This is a genomic window from Ruegeria sp. BC7 (assembly GCF_056539165.1).
The window spans coordinates 540,898-557,422 of sequence record NZ_JBQFUL010000002.1; the positions used below are offsets into that span (position 1 = coordinate 540,898).

Below are 16,525 nucleotides of genomic sequence, written 5' to 3' on the forward strand. Positions count from 1 at the left end.
TCAGCCCTTGGTCGGGTGGCGGTCTGGCAGTTGGATATTGGCCACTTGCTCGGCAATGGGGGCAGTGGATAGGGGGTGATGACTGGAGTCCGTCAATTCGGACGGATTGCTCACACCGACCCATTCGCCTTGAACGTAGGCTTCGAGCCCTGAGAAGCGGGCCTTGTATCCCATTTTGGGGCTGCCTGGCACCCAGTACCCAAGGTAGACATAAGGCAGGCCAGCTTCGCGTGCGATGTCGATGTGATCGAGGATCATGTAGGTCCCCAACGAGCTTTGCGGCTGGTACGGGTCATAAAAGGAATAGACCATACTGAGCCCGTCATCCAAGACGTCCGTCAAGCTTACAGCGATCAGGTCACCGGTGGCCGGGTCTGCGTATTCCACGACCCGGCTGCGGATCGGAGTTTCCTCGATCATCGCGGCAAATTCAAAAACGTCCATATCGGCCATGCCGCCATCCGCGTGGCGTGTGTCGAGATACCGGCGGAACAGCTCGTATTGTTCATCTGTTGCCCAAGGCGAGTTCGCCTTGCGCTGCAGGTAGGCGTTACGCTTGATGGCGCGTTTCTGGCTTTTGCTGATGCGAAACTCGGACACGTTTATCCGGGCGGACAGGCAGGCCGCGCAATCGGCACAGGATGGGCGGTAGAGTACGTTCTGGGATCGACGGAACCCTTGCAGCGACAACGAATTGTTGAGCTGATCTGCGCCTTCGCCTTGCAGGGCGGTGAACAACTTACGCTCCATCCTGCCCTCAAGATAAGGGCAGGGTTGTGGGGCCGTCACATAGAATTGTGGCGCTATCGGCAGCGTGTGTCGCATGAATGTTCCAGGTTTCCTGAAACGGATGATAACAACCGATCCCGGTACCGCCAAGTGATTCAAGCGGTTGGATAATTATTACGCGCGCTGGTTGATCATGACCGTTCCAAGGAACGCGTCCGTCAGTCCCTGGCATCGTGCGCTGGTCAGCATCATGATGACCGAGATGATCTGTAGGACGGGAAAGGCCATGCTGACGAAATAGCCCGCAGTGTGGGCCACGGCTTTGCCGGTGTCCATGCGGGCACCGAAGGAATCGCGCAGTTCTATGCCCATGAAACGCATGCCCAATGTGGCCGAGCCATTTGCGATGGTCACTACGCGATAGACAAAGCTGACGACCGCGTAGATCAGGGCAAGAATAAACAGGCCCATGCCCAGGGTCAGAAAGATCGCAACCGTGCAGAGCAGCGAGACAAAGGCGATGTCAAACAGCCACGCGACAAAGCGTTTGATCGCCACGGACTGATAAAACTCCGGTTGGCGGTCAGGGTCAGGCAGGTGGGTCATGTAGGGAATTCCAAGTTGTTGCGTGGGTTTACCCTGTCCCGATCAGGCGGGGCAGGGCAAGTCCGGTTCAGGCGTTTTCGCCGTTTTCGGTCTGATCGCTGTTTTCGCGGGCGCGTTCGTCCATGAACTGATCGAATTCGGCCTTGTCCTTGGCTTCGCGCAGGCGGCGCAGGAACGCTTCAAAATCCTGTTGTTCGCGTTCCAGACGGGCCAGGGTGTCGGCCTTGTACGCGTCAAAGGCGCTGTTGCCCGAGGGTTTCATGGCGCTCATGTGGCTGTGCCAGGTTTTGCGGCGGCTGCAGGATTTGCTGAACATGCGTTTGCTCCAGATCATATAGGCCAGAAGTGCCAGGCCCACGGGCCAGAAGAAGATGAATCCAAGGACAATTGCAGCGATCCAAGCCCCTTTTCCCTTGTCATCAAGCCAGGCTTCGGCGCGGTAGAGCCATCCCGGATTTTCAGGGACGGCGTGGTCGGACAGTGCGGTCATTTGGGATCTCCGGGTTAATGTAAATTGCGTTCACATCATCTAGATGGGGGGGATGTAGCGGGTTGCAAGGGGTGAATGTGAAAAAGATTTACATTTAGAGTGGTCGCCGCGTGACCAAGGTTCAGGCGGTGAACAGTTTCCACTTGCGCAAGACATTGAAATCACGCCATCTCTTAATTGGGGCTTGAACCCCCAGTGTTGTCGTTCCGCCGGAGGGGTAATGTCAGGACCACTCGCCATCCAACGAATGCCGCGGCCTTTCGATCCGTCGCTAGGGGCGGAAGCGCGCGCGCTTGTTACCGATGTTGCGCCTGAGGCTGGTGAACTCATCGCCGGGGCCGCCGGGTCGAGCCCCTATTTGAAAGGTCTGATCGAGCAAGAAAAGGTTTGGCTTGCGCAGGCTCTGACCCAGCCCGATCAGGCTTTGGCGGATGTGATGCAGGACGCACGCGGGTTGCCTGCCGACCAGTTGAAGCCCGGGCTGCGTCAGGCCAAGCGGCGAATGGCGCTTCTGACCGCGCTGGCTGATCTGGCCGGTGCGTGGCCGCTGGAGAAAGTTACGGCGGCCCTGACGGATTTTGGTGCGCTGGCGGCAGATATTGCGGCCAAGGCGGAAATTGCCGCGCTGATCCGGCGAGGCAAGCTACCGGGTATGACCGAGGATGATGTCGAAACCGCTGCCGGGATGATCATTCTAGCCATGGGGAAGATGGGCGCGCACGAGCTGAACTATAGCTCGGATATCGACCTGATCGTGCTGTTCGATGAAACCCGGTTCGATCCGGATGATTTCTATGACGCGCGTCACGGAATGGTCCGGGCCACGCGGAATTTCTGCGCGACGCTCAGCGATAAGACGGCTGATGGCTATGTCTTTCGCACCGATCTGCGCCTGCGCCCCGATCCGGGGGTGACCCCAGTGTGCATGGCGGCTGAGGCGGCTGAACGGTACTATGAAAGCCTTGGCCGCACATGGGAACGCGCAGCCTATATCAAGGCGCGGCCCTGCGCCGGGGACATTGAGGCTGGGCAGCGTTTTCTGGACACGCTGCGCCCGTTTGTCTGGCGGCGGCATCTGGATTTTGCCGCCATTCAGGACGCCCATGACATGCGCCTGCGTATCCGCGAGAACAAAGGCACAGGTGGCGCCCTGACCATACCCGGCCATGACATGAAGCTGGGGCAGGGTGGGATTCGTGAGATCGAGTTCTTTACACAGACCCGCCAGTTGATCGCCGGAGGGCGCGACCCCGACCTGCGGGTTCGTGGCACGGTGCCCGGGCTGGCAGCTTTGGCCGATAAGGGCTGGGTTCCGCAGGATGTAGCGGAAAAGCTGACCGACCATTATCGCGCGCATCGTGAGGTCGAGCACCGGATTCAGATGATCCACGACGCCCAGACCCACAAGGTGCCTCAGTCGCCCGACGGGATCGAACGTGTGGCCTGCCTCATGGGGATCGACAGCGCCGAACTGACATCGGACCTGACCCGCCGTCTGACCGAAGTGCACGAGCTGACCGAAGGGTTCTTTGCGCCCGGCTCGTCAACGCCGAAACCTGCCGGAGAGGTCGGGTTTGACCAAAGCGTTCTGGCCCGTTGGCCCACCTATCCGGCGTTGCGATCGCAGCGGGGCGCGCGCATTTTTGAACGGCTCAAGCCCGAGCTTCTTTCGCGCCTGTCGAAAACCGCGAAACCGGATGAGGCGCTGTTGGCGCTGGATGGGTTCCTGTCGGGCTTGCCTGCGGGTGTGCAGCTTTTTTCTTTGTTTGAAGCCAATCCTCACCTGATTGACCTGCTGATCGACATTGTCGGAACCTCACATGCGCTGGCGGCGCACCTGTCGCGCAATTCCTCGGTGTTTGATGCGGTGATTGGGGGCAGCTTCTTTGATGAGTGGCCGGGGCGATCCGCTCTGCAGGCCGATCTCGAGCAAGCGCTGGCGCAGGAAAGCGACTATGAAAGCCAGTTGGACCTTGCGCGGCGCTGGTGCAAAGAGTGGCACTTTCGGATTGGTGTGCATCACCTGCGTGGATTGATCGACGGGGCACAGGCCGGACGCCAATATGCAGAGCTGGCCGGGGCTGTGATCGCCGCGATCCTGCCGTGCGTGGAAGACCAGTTCGCCCGGAAACACGGACCTGCACCCGGACGCGGGGCTGCCGTGCTGGGCATGGGGTCGCTTGGCGCTGGCAGGATCAACTCGCAATCCGATCTGGATATCATTCTGATCTACGACCCGCTGGATCAGGACATGTCTGACGGCCCGCGACCTCTGGCGACCCGGACATATTACGCCCGGTTCACGCAGGCCCTGATCACAGCGCTGTCTGCGCCCATGTCTCAGGGCAGGTTGTATGAAGTGGACATGCGTCTGCGTCCCTCTGGTAATCAGGGTCCCGTGGCGACAAGTTGGGCCAGTTTCACCAATTATCAGCAAAACGAAGCCTGGGTTTGGGAGCATCTTGCCTTGACCCGTGCCGGGGTCGTGGCCGGTGATCCGGGCCTGACCGAGGATATTGAGGCGTTTCGCGCAGAATTCCTGTCTCGCCCCCGAGATCATGCGCAGGTTTTGAACGAGGTGGCTGAAATGCGCACCCGCTTGGCCGCTGCGAAATCCCCGGTGGGTATTTGGGACGCCAAGAACGGGGCGGGGCGCATGATGGACATTGAACTGATGGCCGAAACTGGCGCGTTGTTGTCCGGCGAGATCAAACACGATGTTCACGCGGGGCTGGACGGCGCGGTCGCTGCTGGGCTCTTGGACGTCGCGCAGGCGCAAACGCTCAAAGAGTGCTACGATCTATGCTGGTCGGTACAATGTGCGGCGCGGCTGCTGTCTGGTAAAGTGATCGACGCGGACAAAATCGGGCAGGGCGGATCTGATTTCCTGTGCCGGGCCACCGGGTTTGATCGGGTCGAACAGCTACAGGCCGCGTTGCAGCAGAGGTATTCAAGCGCGGCCGAAATCATCGGCAGCGTGGTCAAGGAGGATGGCAATGGCGCGCAGTGACGACCCGAACGACCACAAAGGCCTTATCCGCGAAGCCTATCGCATCGAGGGCATCACCTTGCAGGAATGCCGCACCATATTTCTGGACTGGGCGCTTAGCCTGCCTGCGGACCGGGACCAGGCACAGGCGCTGACCGACTTGCATGCCACCTATTCCGCACAGGCGGCGGATCATCCGATGACGCAGGTTCTGGCCGAAGGCTTGCAGGCCGCCCAAACCCCCAAAAGACGCGGCGGATGGCGCTCGCGCTCGCGCTAGGGCTTTTCCCTGAGAACAATCGGCACTAAGAGGGCGCCATGACCCAATCCGCCGATCGTCCCCGAATTCGCCTCAAACCCAAAGCCAACGCGCGCGGGCTGCGCCATGGTTTTCCTTGGGTCTATGCAAATGACATCGTGACCGACCGCCGGACGCGCAAGATCGAGGCCGGTGCCCTTGCGGTTCTCGAAGACGACAAGCGTTCGCCCATTGCGCTGGTCGCGGTGAACCCGAACTCCAAGATCATGTGCCGCGTCCTGGATCGCGATCTGGAGGCCACGCTGGACTCTGATTGGTTCGAGACCCGTCTGCGCCGCGCGCTTGATATGCGCGAAAGGCTGTTCGACGCGCCGTATTACCGCCTGATCCATGCCGAAGCTGACGGTTTCCCCGGCGTGATCATCGACCGTTTCGGCGATGCCTGCGTTGTTCAGCCAAATGCGGCATGGGCTGAAAAACACCTTAAGATTCTGACCGATGCTCTGGTCTCTGTGACGGGGGTTTCGGTCGTTCTGAAAAATGCTTCGGGCCGGACGCGCGGTCTGGAGGGGCTGGATGACGCCAACCTCACCTTGCGCGGTGTGGCCCCGGATGCTCCGCTGCCGGTTCCAATGAACGGCGCGACCTACATGGCCGACCTGACCGGCGGGCAGAAGACCGGTCTTTTCTACGACCAGCGCCCCAACCACGCGTTTGCCGCGCGTTTGGTGCAACCAGATGCGCAGGTATTGGACGTCTTCAGCCACGTTGGTGGGTTTGGCCTTGCGATGCTGGCCGGGGGTGCAGGTCGAGCGCTGTCCGTCGATGGCTCTGCCGCCGCGCTGGAGCTGGCCGCCAAGGGTGCTCAGGCGTCGGGATTTGAAAACAAGTTCGAGACCCGGCAAGGCGACGCCTTTGATGTGCTGACACAACTGGGGCAGGAGGGTGCCCAATTCGACGTCGTCATCTGTGATCCACCGGCCTTTGCCCCGTCAAAACAGGCGCTGGATGCGGGATTGCGCGCGTATGAGCGTGTGGCGCGTCTGGCTGCACCGCTGGTGAAGGCGGGCGGCTATCTTGGCCTCTGTTCCTGCTCGCACGCGGCTGATCTTGGCCGGTTCCGCGATGCGTCCTCTCGCGGGATTGGTCGGGCTGGACGACAGGCGCAGCTTATCCATACCGGGTTTGCCGGACCCGATCACCCGCAACTGCCGCAACTGGCCGAAAGCGGATACCTCAAAGCCGTGTTCTATCGTCTGTGAAGGCCGTTCTTGATACCTGCGTCATCTACCCGACGGTGATGCGAGAGATGCTGCTGGGTGCGGCCAAACTTGGTTATTTCACGCCGGTTTGGTCTGCACGCATCCTCGAAGAATGGGCGCGTGCAGCCCGTAAACTCGGCCCGGAAGGTGAGGCGCAAGCCCGCGCTGAAATCGCTTTGACACAGGCAAACTGGCCAAAAGCCGAACACTTAGCGAACCCGGGGTTGGCGCAGCGGCTATGGCTGCCCGACCCGGCAGATATTCACGTTCTGGCAACGGCTGTTTCCTCGTCCGCGGAAGTCATTGTTACCGTGAACGCCAAGGACTTCCCAAAGAATATCCTTTTCGAAGAAGGGCTTGAGCGCCGCGATCCCGACGCGCTACTTCACGGGTTCTGGTTGGAAAACCCGGTCGATATGGCCGAGCTCGCTGACAGAGTGTTGGCCGAAGCCGACCGTCTGTCGGGTGACCAATGGAACCTTCGCGCGCTGATGAAAAAAGCCCGGCTACCGCGTCTGGGCAAAGCGCTCGCAAGCTAGGTCAGGATTCAGCCTATCCGCCTGCGCCCCAACGCTGTTCAAGCACCTCCAGCGCCGCAATACGCTCATCGGTCTTGGGATGGCTCATCAGCCAGGCCGGGGTCACACCTGCGCGTTGTTGCGTCAGGTCTTCAAGCTTGTGAAACAGGGACTTTTGCGGCCCGATCCCGATCCCGGCCTTAGTCAACAGTGCAGCGGCATATTCATCGGCTTCATACTCATCCCCTCGCGACAAGCGCGAGGCCAGAAGATGGGTGAGTATGTTTGCGATCCAGGCACCAATGAATGGGATGAAACGGTTCAGCAACATCATCAGCGCCGCCCGAAGCGCGTTCTGCCCCGAGAAATCTATCATGCGCCGCCGGGCATGGCCTAGCGCAACATGGCCAAGTTCATGCGCAATCACGCTGGCCATTTCTTCGGCCGAAACCTCACCATTGCTGAATTTACGGTAGAACCCGCGCGTTATGAAAATCCGTCCGTCCGGGGCGGCAAGCCCGTTCACCGGGTCGATCTCGTAGATATAGACCGGCACGCGGGCGATCCCGAGCGCAGCCGCAAGCCGATCCGTCATGCGTTTTAGCGCGGGGTCGGCCAGTTCGGTTGACTTGGCGTCCAGTTCCCGATGGGTGCGCCAGACGGAAATTCGATACATGACAACGGCATAGGCGATTGCCAGCAATATTGGAGTCAGGCGAAGCATGCCAAAGATATGGGCCGCGCGCGCGGACTAGACAAGTCATAACTTTCCGCTTTACCAGTCTGGAACCAAAGCCGTGTGTCGGTCACTCGACGGGCGAGGGCAGCTCTAGATTGTCATGCAGATCGGAAAGCGTGTCCTTGGTTAGTACCTCGCCTTTGGACGCTTGGAAAAACGCGTACTCGGCCTCTTTCTGGGCGACCAATGTATCCACCCGCAGGTCTTTGACATCTGCACGCAGATTGTCGCGAATTTCCTCATATGCCTCCGCTTCAAGCAACTCTCGCTCCAGGGTGTCCAGCTTGTCGTCATACTCCGGATCGTCGAGGTCCAGATCGGCAATGTCATCCGCTATCTCGTCGCTGGTGCGACCGTCGTAATTTTCGTTCAAAGTCCGCAAGTTGCGCCGGGTCTCGTACAACTCGGCACGCAGCTCGTAATACTCGGACGCCTCAAGCTGGTAGGACGCTATCTTGCCGACGTTGCTGTTCGGCGCTGCGTTCTGCAACGCAGGAGCCGCCGCGTTCGAGGCGTTCAGATTACGCAACTTGTCCGAGCCGTAAGGGTCCGTGATTGCCGCGACAAGCGGATCACGCTTGTAACGGTTCCAGCCCTTGCCATTCGGGTATTCGATGTCGTCGTAGCGCAAAGTGTAGGCGGCATCTTTTACGAAATATTCGTGGTCGTCGGAATAGCGATGATAATCAGGGTCATAGGGCACGGGCTGAATCGTCACGTCGTCCTGATGGCGATCCTTTGGTTGCGGCAGATCAAGATTGTCGTGAAACTCGCCCAACGCGCTGCGGGTCAATGTGCGCCCTTTTGATGCCTCGAAGAAGGCGGATTCTGCTTCGGCCAAGGCATCCTTGGTTTCGTAAGACAGGTCTTTGACATCCTGCTGCAGATCCTCGCGAGTCTCCTCGTGCAATTCGGCTTCGCGCAGTTCGGTTTCCAGCTCATCCAGCTTCTTGTCATAGTCCGAGTCATTTGGATCAAGCGCGGCTATGTCATCGGCAATCTCGCTGCTTGAACGTCCGTCATATCCTTGATTGTGGTCACGCAGGTCGCGTCGCGCTTCGTATAGGTCGGCGCGCAGATCGTAATATTCGGCTGCTTCGGCCTGATAGGTCGCGATCTTTCCGACATTGCTGTTTGGCGAAGCGTTTTGGAAGGCGGGCGCGGCAGCGTTCGAGGCGTTGAGGTTTCTCAGCTTGTCCGAGCCATCAGGGTTCGTGATTGCCGCGACAAGTGGATCACGCTTGTGCCGACGCTTAGATTTCCAGTCATCATCATCTTGATGCCAGGTATAGGTGCCGTTTGACCGTGCCACAGGACGCGGAGACTGTTCAATCGGGTCTATCGAGGCTTGCCGATAGGCTTTTTTGACCGACGGCGAACCGCGATTCGATCTTGAACTCGAACGCTTTCCGAACAGCTCCTCAACGTCCCGTTTGAACTCACGCCCAAAGTCGGAGAGAGAAGCCTTGCGGGCCTTGCCACTTTTACCTTTGATTTTGCTAGGGCCGTCGTGCTTTACGAACAAAACCTGCTTTGAGTTGTTCTTTTTGCCCTTTTTTCCGCCCTTGCCGTATTCGCCTGCCTTACTGTTTTTATTGCCTTTTCCGGCCTTCCCGTTCCCGCCGCCTTTCCCGCGCCCTCTGCCTTCGCCTTTTCCTTTGTCGCCTTTGGCAAATGCTGCGTCTGGGGCAAGTACAAATGTGGCAGCCGCCCCTGACGTCAGGATGAGCGAAGCAGAAGCGACAATGGTCGTAAGAAATGAACGGAAACGAAACTTGGTCATTATAGCCCCCCAGCTTAAACCACCTCTCAATATACCACGGATTCAAGAATCCCGGCGGATTTTAAGGGGGGTGTTTCGGGCGGCGCTAATGTGCGTGCGCAATGAGTCGTCGGGGCTGTTTTTGTTTCTAAATTGGCAACAAATAGCTTTGGCGACTGTCCATGTTGGACCTATCGCGTCAATTCGCGCATTCCTTGTTCCAGCCCAGCCAATGTCATTGGCACCATTCGATCCTCGAATATCTCACGGATCATGCTGATCGAGTGGGTGTACTCCCAGTATTTTTCAGGAACCGGATTGATCCACAGGTTCGAGGCCCATTGATCCCTTGCGCGTTGAAGCCAAACCTGACCGGCCTCCTGGTTCCAGTGCTCGTTGGCCCCACCGGGATAGGCGATTTCATAGGGGTTCATCGAGGCGTCCCCAACGAAAATACATTTGTAGTCTGGTCCGTAGGTTCGCAGAACCTCATGGGTAGGGGTCTGCTGATCCCAGCGGCGGTGGTTGTCGCGCCAGACGCCTTCGTACAGGCAATTGTGAAAGTAGTAATATTCCAGATGCTTGAACTCGGTCCGCGCGGCCGAGAACAGTTCTTCGACCACCTTGATATGCGGGTCCATTGATCCACCCACGTCCAGAAACAGCAGTACCTTTACAGCGTTGTGACGCTCGGGCCGGGTTTTGACGTCCAGATAGCCATGCTCGGCCGTGGCGCGGATGGTGCCGTCCAGATCCAATTCATCCGCTGCGCCTTCGCGCGCCCAGCGACGCAGGCGCTTTAAGGCAACTTTGATGTTGCGCGTACCCAGTTCAACTGTGTCGTCCAAGTTCTTGAATTCACGCTTGTCCCAGACCTTGACCGCGCGCTGGTGACGGCTTTCCTTCTGGCCGATACGCACCCCTTCTGGGTTGTACCCATACGCCCCGAAAGGCGATGTCCCGGCGGTTCCAATCCACTTGTTCCCACCTTGGTGGCGGCCTTCCTGATCCTTGAGACGCTCGCGCAGGGTCTCCATCAGCTTGTCGAAACCACCAAGGGCTTCAATCTCGGCTTTTTCTTCATCCGACAGGTGCTTTTCGGCCATTTTGGCCAACCATTCCGCAGGGATGTCTACTGCGTCCAATACCTGCTCGAAGCTGATTTCCTCAAGCCCTTTGAAGCTGGCGGCAAAGGCTTGGTCGAATTTGTCGATGTTGCGCTCGTCCTTCACCATCGACACGCGGGCGAGATAGTAGAACGCTTCGACGTCATAGGTGGCCAGACCCTTTTTCATGCCTTCCAGAAAGGTCAGATACTCACGCAGCGATACGGGAATGCCGGCTTTGCGGAGGTTCTCAAAAAAGGGCAGGAACATGATTCAGACCACCAGACGCACAAGAATGAGGGAAAGCACAAGGCCGACCAGAGCAAAGGCAATACCGTAACCGGCCGCATACTGCGCGATATCCGCGCCGGTGCCGTTGCGTTTGCGCGCTGTCAGCGCCCCAAGGATAGCTCCTAGTATTGCCATTCCCAGAACCACTACCATGCGTTACCCGCCCTTGTTGTTACTTGCGGGCGCTTCGGCAACGTCTTGCGCCAGCGCCCGGACCACGGTTTCCGAGCCAAAGCCGTATCGCGCCCACCCCAAACTGTCCAGCCTGACGGAACGTGCCTGATCTGATCGCCCCGCCTGACTGAGCGCTTCGGACTTCAGCAACAGCAATGTTGCAAGTTGCGATGCATTCTCGGCCCGCGTCATCACGTTTATGGCCTTCTCCAGTTCGGGCAACGTTTCGGGGCCTTTACCCTGAGCAAGCGCGTAGGATGCGGTCTGAGTTGTCACATAGGCGCGATGGACCTCTGTGCCGGGGCTTGTACGCAGATATTGCATCGCTGTGTTGTAGTATCTCAGCGCTTCTTGTGGGTTGTCGAACTGCACCATGCGCCCCATCAGGTAATAGGGAAAGGCGCGGCGATGGTCCGTCCACCCCAGTTCCTGACCGATCAGGGCCGCCTTTTGCGTAGAGCGGAGCCTTTTGCGTGTTCCTGGCCCCGGTCCCACGGACTTCTGAATGGCGTTAATCCACTCACGGGGGGTGTCTGAGACGGGCACCTTGGCAAGCGATGCTCCACCCGGGTTCAGTCTGGACAGAACGCCCGGAATGACAGCCTCGACCTGTTCGCGCGTCATGCCGCTGCGCATCTCGGGTGCGTAGGTTGCACGCAGGATCAGCATGTCGAAACCGGTCAGAACAGTGTGGATATTGTCGTCGTTGAAGACCGAGTCCGGCAGGTGGTAGAGGTCATTCAGCGGCCCAAGCGCCTGCGCAATTTCTTCATGCAGGCAATCGCGTTTTTCTTGCGGGCTGACATCGTAGGGTATGAAAATACCCAACCGTTGGCGACTGCGCAGCGCGGTCCAGCTGCTTTTCTTCTTGCGGCGGTCTCGGCTGTATTCCTCAAAACTTGACGAGTTGGGAACCACGAAGCAGGCCGCATTTGGCAGGATTTTCTGGATTTGCTCCTGACTGATGGCTTCGATCATGATGTTGGCCTGTCCGCTTGGTATCTCTCGGATATCAATACGGGCCTCGCGCCGCAGACGCGCCAGCAGGCGGGACAAATCGCGCTGCATTGAAGGGGTCGGTGTTCCTGTCAGGCGCACTGTCACAGGTTCTTCAAACCGTGTGAACACCGGTAAAGGTGTCCCGCTTTCAAGTGAAAAGTGCAGCGAGACAAAGTCGGACGCGATATTCCAATTCGACCGGGCCGGCGGTGCCGGGAACGAGGCTGAAAACGCCTTGGCTGGCGGCAATATGTCTTCGACTGCCTTCACGCGCGTTGGTGGTTCCGGTGCGGTGACCGCCGTGCAACCGGTTAAAACCAGTCCCAAAAGGATCACCGCCCATCGCCTCATGAACGCTGATACCGGATAAATGGGGTCTGCTTTCCGATGCGGTCATACAGTTTTCGCGCCGTATGGTTGAATTCCTGCGTCAACCAATAGACCGATGGCGCACCCTTTCGATCTGCCTCGTCATAGACGGCCTGTATCAGCGCCCGCCCGACACCGGTTCCCCGCGCCGCGGGGCGTGCAAAGAGGTCTTGCAGGTAGCAGACGCTTTCAACCTTCCACGCATGCCGGTGAAACAAGTAGTGGGTCAGGCCGACCAGATGCCCGTCTTTTTCCGCGACAAAACAGGAAAAGTCATGCGGGTCGTCTGCCAGCAAACGCGCAAAGGTGCTGTCATATGTCTCGTCAGGGACAGTGGTTTCGTAAAACGCCAGATAGTCGTGCCACATATCGCCCCATTCGGCGCGATCTTCGGGCCGCAAAGCGCGGATCGTAAGAGTTTCAGGCAAATAACGCGTCCCATTCATCAGGTGGAGGGGTGCCCGTATAGGACCGGGCAGTTATCAGCCAATGCTTGCATTCGACTCCGAGTAAGGCAAGCTTCGATCACCCGAAGTTCAAAACTCTTAGCGCTTGCTGCGGGCCATGAACGCCAGCCGCTCGAACAAATGCACGTCCTGCTCATTTTTCAGCAGCGCGCCGTGCAGCTTGGGCAGAGCGTTGGCACCGTCACGTTTAAGGTCCTCGGCGGTCAGATCCTCGGCCAGCAGCAGCTTGAGCCAGTCCAGCACCTCGGAGGTCGAGGGCTTTTTCTTCAGCCCCTGCGTATCCCGGATTTCGTAGAACTGGGTCAGAGCCGTGGTCAGCAGACCGTCTTTGATGCCGGGATGGTGCACTTCGACGATACGGCGCATCGTGGTTTCATCGGGGAACCGGATGTAGTGGAAGAAACAGCGGCGCAGGAACGCATCGGGCAGTTCCTTTTCGTTGTTCGAGGTGATGATCACGATGGGGCGGTTCTTGGCCTTGATCGTCTCGCCGGTCTCGTAGACGTGGAACTCCATCTTATCGAGTTCCTGCAGCAGGTCGTTGGGAAACTCGATATCGGCCTTGTCGATTTCATCAATCAACAGAACGACCTTTTCGTCTGCTTCAAACGCCTGCCACAGCTTACCCTTGCGGATATAGTTCGACACGTCGTGAACCCGCTCGTCACCCAACTGGCTGTCGCGCAGACGGCTTACCGCATCGTATTCGTACAGACCCTGCTGCGCGCGGGTGGTGGATTTCACGTTCCACTCGATCATCTTCAGGCCCAAGGCACCGGCGACCTGCTTGGCCAATTCCGTCTTGCCAGTTCCCGGCTCGCCTTTGACCAGCAGAGGGCGTTCCAACGTCACGGCGGCGTTCACCGCGATGGTCAGGTCGTCAGTGGCAACATATTCTGCTGTTCCTTGGAATCGTGCGGTCATCGGCCCCTCATCAAGTGTCGCGCGGTATTTGCAACATGGGGTTATCGCGGCACAAGAATTTTGACAAGGCAGGCCGCTGCGTCGCCTTGCGTTAAATTCTCAGGAAACTTAGATGCTTGGTGTCGATTCGCAGAGCATTGGATACTGCGCTTATTTTAGGCATGCCACGAAAACGCCTGCCAAATTCCACAGAAAAACAAGGTTTTGTTGTTTTATGTCTCATATTTAGACGACACGCGATAACACGACACAGGCGCGACGTTTGCATAGTGACAATCCCCGCGCTGTCAGATAAACGCTCCGCAGAAGGGAATGCCTCATGTCTGGTGAAGAGAGAGCACTCGGCGTTGAAGGCCACACCGAGGGAGCAAAAATGAAGCAGGAAGTATTTCTGCCCGAAGATTATCGTCCAGCCGAAGACGAACCATTTATGAACGACAAGCAGTTGGAGTATTTTCGCCGTAAACTGCTGGACTGGAAGAACGAACTTTTGGCAGGCAGCCGCGACACGATCGAAGGGCTGCAAGACAATACCCGTAACATCCCGGACGTAGCTGACCGCGCGAGCGAGGAAACCGACCGCGCGCTGGAACTGCGCACCCGCGACCGCCAGCGCAAGCTGGTCGCCAAGATCGACTCGGCCCTGCGCCGGATTGACGAGGGTGAGTATGGCTATTGCGAGATGACCGGCGATCCAATCTCGCTGAAGCGTCTGGATGCACGTCCGATCGCAACAATGACGCTGGAGGCGCAGGAGCGTCATGAGCGCCGCGAGAAAGTCCACCGCGACGATTGATCGCTTGGGATTGCGGAAATCTCTGACGCCGGGGCCTGTCGCTCCGGCGTTTTTACGTTATGCGTAAAGCATGAAAATTGATGGCCTGAATTTTGTTGTAATCGGCGGAGGTATCGGCGGGTTAGCGAGCGCCTTAGCTCTGCGGCAACGCGGCGCTCATGTCACTGTTCTGGAACAGGCACCCGCTTTGATTGAGGTTGGTGCTGGGCTTCAGATCAGTGCCAACGGAATGGCCGTTTTGCGCGCCCTTGATGTAGTGCGAGAGTCCCCCGAAGCTGGACAGGTTTCGTACGGCACAACCCTTCGGGACTACCGTAAGGGGCGCGTAATCAGCAAACTTCCCGGACCGACGTCTGGCCCGACCTATTATTATCATCGGGCTGATCTGCTGGACCTTTTGCTTAAAGCCGCCGTTCAAGCCGGTGTTCAAGTCCGGCTGGGTGCTCGTGTTTCAACGGTCACGAAGCGACCGGGCGAAGCTGAAGTCGTTCTGGATAGTGGTGAACGTCTGCGCTCTGAATGCGCGATTGCTGCGGACGGCGGGCGAAGCGTTCTGCGTCAGGTTCTTAACGGGGACGAAGCGCCAAAGTTCACCCACCAGATCGCATGGCGTGCGACGATCCCTTGGTCTGGCAGCGAGGAAAATCCACGCGCGTCCCTAACGATGGGGCCGGGGCGTCACGTGGTGACCTACCCGTTGCGGGGCCAATCCCTGTTGAATTTGGTCGCAATCGAAGAACGGTCGGACTGGCAGCAGGAAGGTTGGCGATTGCAGGGGGATCCTGACGAGCTGCGCGCCCGCTTTTCCGACTTTGGAGGGGCTGTGCAAGAGGCGCTGGCGAAGGTGACCGAGACTCACCTTTGGGCCTTGTTTCTTCGACCCGTGGCAAAAAACTGGCAGAATGGTCGGTTTGCGCTGCTGGGCGATGCGGCCCACCCAACCTTACCTTTCATGGCGCAGGGCGCATGCCTGGCACTTGAGGATGCTTGGATATTGGCGCGGTCCTTCAGTGAACAATCGGGTGTATCGCAAGCATTGCTTAGCTATGAAACAAACCGCCGACCCCGCACCCGCCAGGTCGTAGCAGCAGCGGGGGCCAATGCGCGAAATTTTCATTTGCGGGGTCCAATGCGGATCGGAGCGCAAATGGCACTGCGGATAATCGGCCCGAAGTTGGCGCGTAAATATGAATGGATATACAGCTACGACGCGACGGCGTAACCGGTCATAGGTCAAGCTCGATCCAGACCGGAACGTGATCCGAAGGCTTCTCTTGGCCGCGAACGTCAGAGTCGATCTGGCAGTCGCTCATCAGATCAGCGGCTTGCGGCGTCAACAGGAAATGGTCAATGCGAATCCCGTCGTTTCGGTTCCACGCACCGGCTTGATAGTCCCAAAATGAATAATGTCCCGGACCTTGGGTTTTTGACCGGAATGCTTCGGTAAACCCGAGGTTCAGGATTTTCCGAAAGGCTTCTCGGCTCTCAGGGCGAAACAGAGCGTCTTCACGCCATGCATCGGGTCTCGCCGCATCCTCTGCCTGAGGAATAATGTTGTAGTCGCCCGCCATCAGTGCGGGTTCCTCGCTGTTCATCAGATCGCGGGCGCGGTTGTACAGGCGTTCCATCCAAGCCAGTTTGTAGTCGTACTTTGGCCCGGGCGCCGGGTTTCCGTTCGGCAGGTAAAGCCCGCAGATCCGCAACGCCTTCTTTCCAACGACTGTGGCTTCTATCCAGCGCGCCTGTTCGTCCGAGTCGTCGCCCGGCAATCCGCGAGAAATATCCTCAAGTGGATATTTGGATAGAATGGCGACACCATTGAAGCTCTTTTGTCCGTGCGTTTCAACATTGTAGCCACGATCCTCAAACAGTTCGCGTGGAAAGTTTTCGTCGATGGATTTGATCTCCTGCAACAGCACAATGTCCGGCTGTGCAGTGTCGAGCCAACATGGAAGAGCTTCGGCGCGAGCTTTTATTCCATTGATGTTGAACGTGGCGATTTTCATACGCGATCCTCCGAAGTCTCAGGCAACCTATCGCGCAGA

Annotated in this window: 17 protein-coding genes; 6 read left to right on the forward strand and 11 right to left on the reverse strand. The window is 58.2% G+C overall.

Translation table 11 applies throughout. From position 1 onward, the window contains the following. The 3 genes from ACR0KS_RS07660 to ACR0KS_RS07670 form a co-directional block, all read right to left on the reverse strand. Complete coding sequence (locus ACR0KS_RS07660) at positions 1 to 825, reverse strand: arginyltransferase (RefSeq protein ID WP_170564896.1); 825 nt, start codon at positions 823 to 825, stop codon at positions 1 to 3. A gap of 78 nt (positions 826 to 903) precedes the next feature. Next, positions 904 to 1,335: an RDD family protein gene (locus ACR0KS_RS07665; RefSeq protein ID WP_170382803.1), complete on the reverse strand. Its 432-nt coding sequence runs from the start codon at positions 1,333 to 1,335 to the stop codon at positions 904 to 906. Positions 1,336 to 1,402: 67 nt separating this feature from the next. Next, the gene (locus tag ACR0KS_RS07670; RefSeq protein ID WP_170382805.1) at positions 1,403 to 1,825 is read right to left on the reverse strand and encodes a DUF2852 domain-containing protein; all 423 of its coding nucleotides are present in this window, start codon (positions 1,823 to 1,825) and stop codon (positions 1,403 to 1,405) included. 220 nt (positions 1,826 to 2,045) lie between these two features. Here ACR0KS_RS07670 and ACR0KS_RS07675 point away from each other — a divergent pair, with 220 nt between their 5' ends. The 4 genes from ACR0KS_RS07675 to ACR0KS_RS07690 are packed head-to-tail and all read left to right on the forward strand — an operon-like array spanning position 2,046 to position 6,874. Then, positions 2,046 to 4,835, forward strand: coding sequence for a bifunctional [glutamine synthetase] adenylyltransferase/[glutamine synthetase]-adenylyl-L-tyrosine phosphorylase (locus ACR0KS_RS07675; protein WP_170564892.1), 2,790 nt, complete (start codon positions 2,046 to 2,048; stop codon positions 4,833 to 4,835). Continuing rightward, positions 4,822 to 5,094, forward strand: a complete 273-nt coding sequence (locus ACR0KS_RS07680; RefSeq protein WP_170564889.1) for a hypothetical protein — start codon at positions 4,822 to 4,824, stop codon at positions 5,092 to 5,094. The genes ACR0KS_RS07675 and ACR0KS_RS07680 overlap by 14 nt, the downstream gene beginning before the upstream one ends. Positions 5,095 to 5,132: 38 nt before the next feature. Further along, the gene (locus tag ACR0KS_RS07685; RefSeq protein WP_170564885.1) at positions 5,133 to 6,335 is read left to right on the forward strand and encodes an RSP_2647 family RNA methyltransferase; all 1,203 of its coding nucleotides are present in this window, start codon (positions 5,133 to 5,135) and stop codon (positions 6,333 to 6,335) included. After that, on the forward strand, positions 6,332 to 6,874 hold the full coding sequence (locus ACR0KS_RS07690) for an RSP_2648 family PIN domain-containing protein (RefSeq protein ID WP_170564882.1): 543 nt from the start codon (positions 6,332 to 6,334) through the stop codon (positions 6,872 to 6,874). Before ACR0KS_RS07685 ends, ACR0KS_RS07690 begins: the two co-directional genes overlap by 4 nt. A 13-nt stretch (positions 6,875 to 6,887) precedes the next feature. On the opposite strand, the gene ACR0KS_RS07695 is transcribed toward ACR0KS_RS07690, so the two are convergent. The 7 genes from ACR0KS_RS07695 to ACR0KS_RS07725 form a co-directional block, all read right to left on the reverse strand. After that, on the reverse strand, positions 6,888 to 7,577 hold the full coding sequence (locus ACR0KS_RS07695) for a M48 family metallopeptidase (RefSeq protein ID WP_170564879.1): 690 nt from the start codon (positions 7,575 to 7,577) through the stop codon (positions 6,888 to 6,890). An 82-nt stretch (positions 7,578 to 7,659) separates the two neighbouring features. Beyond that, complete coding sequence (locus ACR0KS_RS07700; RefSeq protein ID WP_170564875.1) at positions 7,660 to 9,375, reverse strand: hypothetical protein; 1,716 nt, start codon at positions 9,373 to 9,375, stop codon at positions 7,660 to 7,662. A gap of 170 nt (positions 9,376 to 9,545) precedes the next feature. Next, positions 9,546 to 10,730, reverse strand: coding sequence for a vWA domain-containing protein (locus ACR0KS_RS07705; RefSeq protein WP_170803181.1), 1,185 nt, complete (start codon positions 10,728 to 10,730; stop codon positions 9,546 to 9,548). A 3-nt stretch (positions 10,731 to 10,733) separates the two neighbouring features. Continuing rightward, entirely contained in the window at positions 10,734 to 10,904 is a 171-nt protein-coding gene (locus tag ACR0KS_RS07710; protein WP_170382820.1) for a hypothetical protein, read from the reverse strand. Between the two features lie 3 nt (positions 10,905 to 10,907). Beyond that, positions 10,908 to 12,260, reverse strand: coding sequence for a DUF2927 domain-containing protein (locus ACR0KS_RS07715; protein WP_480693162.1), 1,353 nt, complete (start codon positions 12,258 to 12,260; stop codon positions 10,908 to 10,910). Positions 12,261 to 12,271: 11 nt separating this feature from the next. Beyond that, complete coding sequence (locus ACR0KS_RS07720) at positions 12,272 to 12,721, reverse strand: N-acetyltransferase family protein (RefSeq protein WP_480693163.1); 450 nt, start codon at positions 12,719 to 12,721, stop codon at positions 12,272 to 12,274. 117 nt (positions 12,722 to 12,838) lie between these two features. Beyond that, positions 12,839 to 13,684 (reverse strand): AAA family ATPase, encoded by an 846-nt coding sequence (locus ACR0KS_RS07725; RefSeq protein WP_170382826.1) that lies wholly within the window; start codon positions 13,682 to 13,684, stop codon positions 12,839 to 12,841. 373 nt (positions 13,685 to 14,057) lie between these two features. Between ACR0KS_RS07725 and dksA the strand changes: the two genes are divergently transcribed. Then, on the forward strand, positions 14,058 to 14,480 hold the full coding sequence (gene dksA, locus ACR0KS_RS07730) for an RNA polymerase-binding protein DksA (RefSeq protein WP_170382828.1): 423 nt from the start codon (positions 14,058 to 14,060) through the stop codon (positions 14,478 to 14,480). A 70-nt stretch (positions 14,481 to 14,550) separates the two neighbouring features. Beyond that, a complete protein-coding gene (locus ACR0KS_RS07735; RefSeq protein ID WP_170564869.1) occupies positions 14,551 to 15,702 on the forward strand; it encodes an FAD-dependent monooxygenase in 1,152 nt (383 codons plus the stop codon). Positions 15,703 to 15,706: 4 nt separating this feature from the next. Here ACR0KS_RS07735 and xth read toward each other — a convergent pair whose 3' ends face one another. Beyond that, positions 15,707 to 16,486 carry an exodeoxyribonuclease III gene (gene xth, locus ACR0KS_RS07740; protein ID WP_170564866.1) on the reverse strand — a complete coding sequence of 260 codons (780 nt, stop codon included), beginning with the start codon at positions 16,484 to 16,486 and terminating at the stop codon, positions 15,707 to 15,709. Positions 16,487 to 16,525 lie beyond the last annotated feature (39 nt).

What these genes read in the sequence shown, in the direction of transcription:
- ACR0KS_RS07660 (WP_170564896.1), bottom strand. Translation starts at nt 825, where the DNA reads ATGCGACACACGCTGCCGATAGCGCCACAATTCTATGTGACGGCCCCA.
- ACR0KS_RS07665 (WP_170382803.1), bottom strand. Translation starts at nt 1,335, where the DNA reads ATGACCCACCTGCCTGACCCTGACCGCCAACCGGAGTTTTATCAGTCC.
- ACR0KS_RS07670 (WP_170382805.1), bottom strand. Translation starts at nt 1,825, where the DNA reads ATGACCGCACTGTCCGACCACGCCGTCCCTGAAAATCCGGGATGGCTC.
- ACR0KS_RS07675 (WP_170564892.1), top strand. Translation starts at nt 2,046, where the DNA reads ATGTCAGGACCACTCGCCATCCAACGAATGCCGCGGCCTTTCGATCCG.
- ACR0KS_RS07680 (WP_170564889.1), top strand. Translation starts at nt 4,822, where the DNA reads ATGGCGCGCAGTGACGACCCGAACGACCACAAAGGCCTTATCCGCGAA.
- ACR0KS_RS07685 (WP_170564885.1), top strand. Translation starts at nt 5,133, where the DNA reads ATGACCCAATCCGCCGATCGTCCCCGAATTCGCCTCAAACCCAAAGCC.
- ACR0KS_RS07695 (WP_170564879.1), bottom strand. Translation starts at nt 7,577, where the DNA reads ATGCTTCGCCTGACTCCAATATTGCTGGCAATCGCCTATGCCGTTGTC.
- ACR0KS_RS07700 (WP_170564875.1), bottom strand. Translation starts at nt 9,375, where the DNA reads ATGACCAAGTTTCGTTTCCGTTCATTTCTTACGACCATTGTCGCTTCT.
- ACR0KS_RS07705 (WP_170803181.1), bottom strand. Translation starts at nt 10,730, where the DNA reads ATGTTCCTGCCCTTTTTTGAGAACCTCCGCAAAGCCGGCATTCCCGTA.
- ACR0KS_RS07710 (WP_170382820.1), bottom strand. Translation starts at nt 10,904, where the DNA reads ATGGTAGTGGTTCTGGGAATGGCAATACTAGGAGCTATCCTTGGGGCG.
- ACR0KS_RS07725 (WP_170382826.1), bottom strand. Translation starts at nt 13,684, where the DNA reads ATGACCGCACGATTCCAAGGAACAGCAGAATATGTTGCCACTGACGAC.
- dksA (WP_170382828.1), top strand. Translation starts at nt 14,058, where the DNA reads ATGAAGCAGGAAGTATTTCTGCCCGAAGATTATCGTCCAGCCGAAGAC.
- ACR0KS_RS07735 (WP_170564869.1), top strand. Translation starts at nt 14,551, where the DNA reads ATGAAAATTGATGGCCTGAATTTTGTTGTAATCGGCGGAGGTATCGGC.
- xth (WP_170564866.1), bottom strand. Translation starts at nt 16,486, where the DNA reads ATGAAAATCGCCACGTTCAACATCAATGGAATAAAAGCTCGCGCCGAA.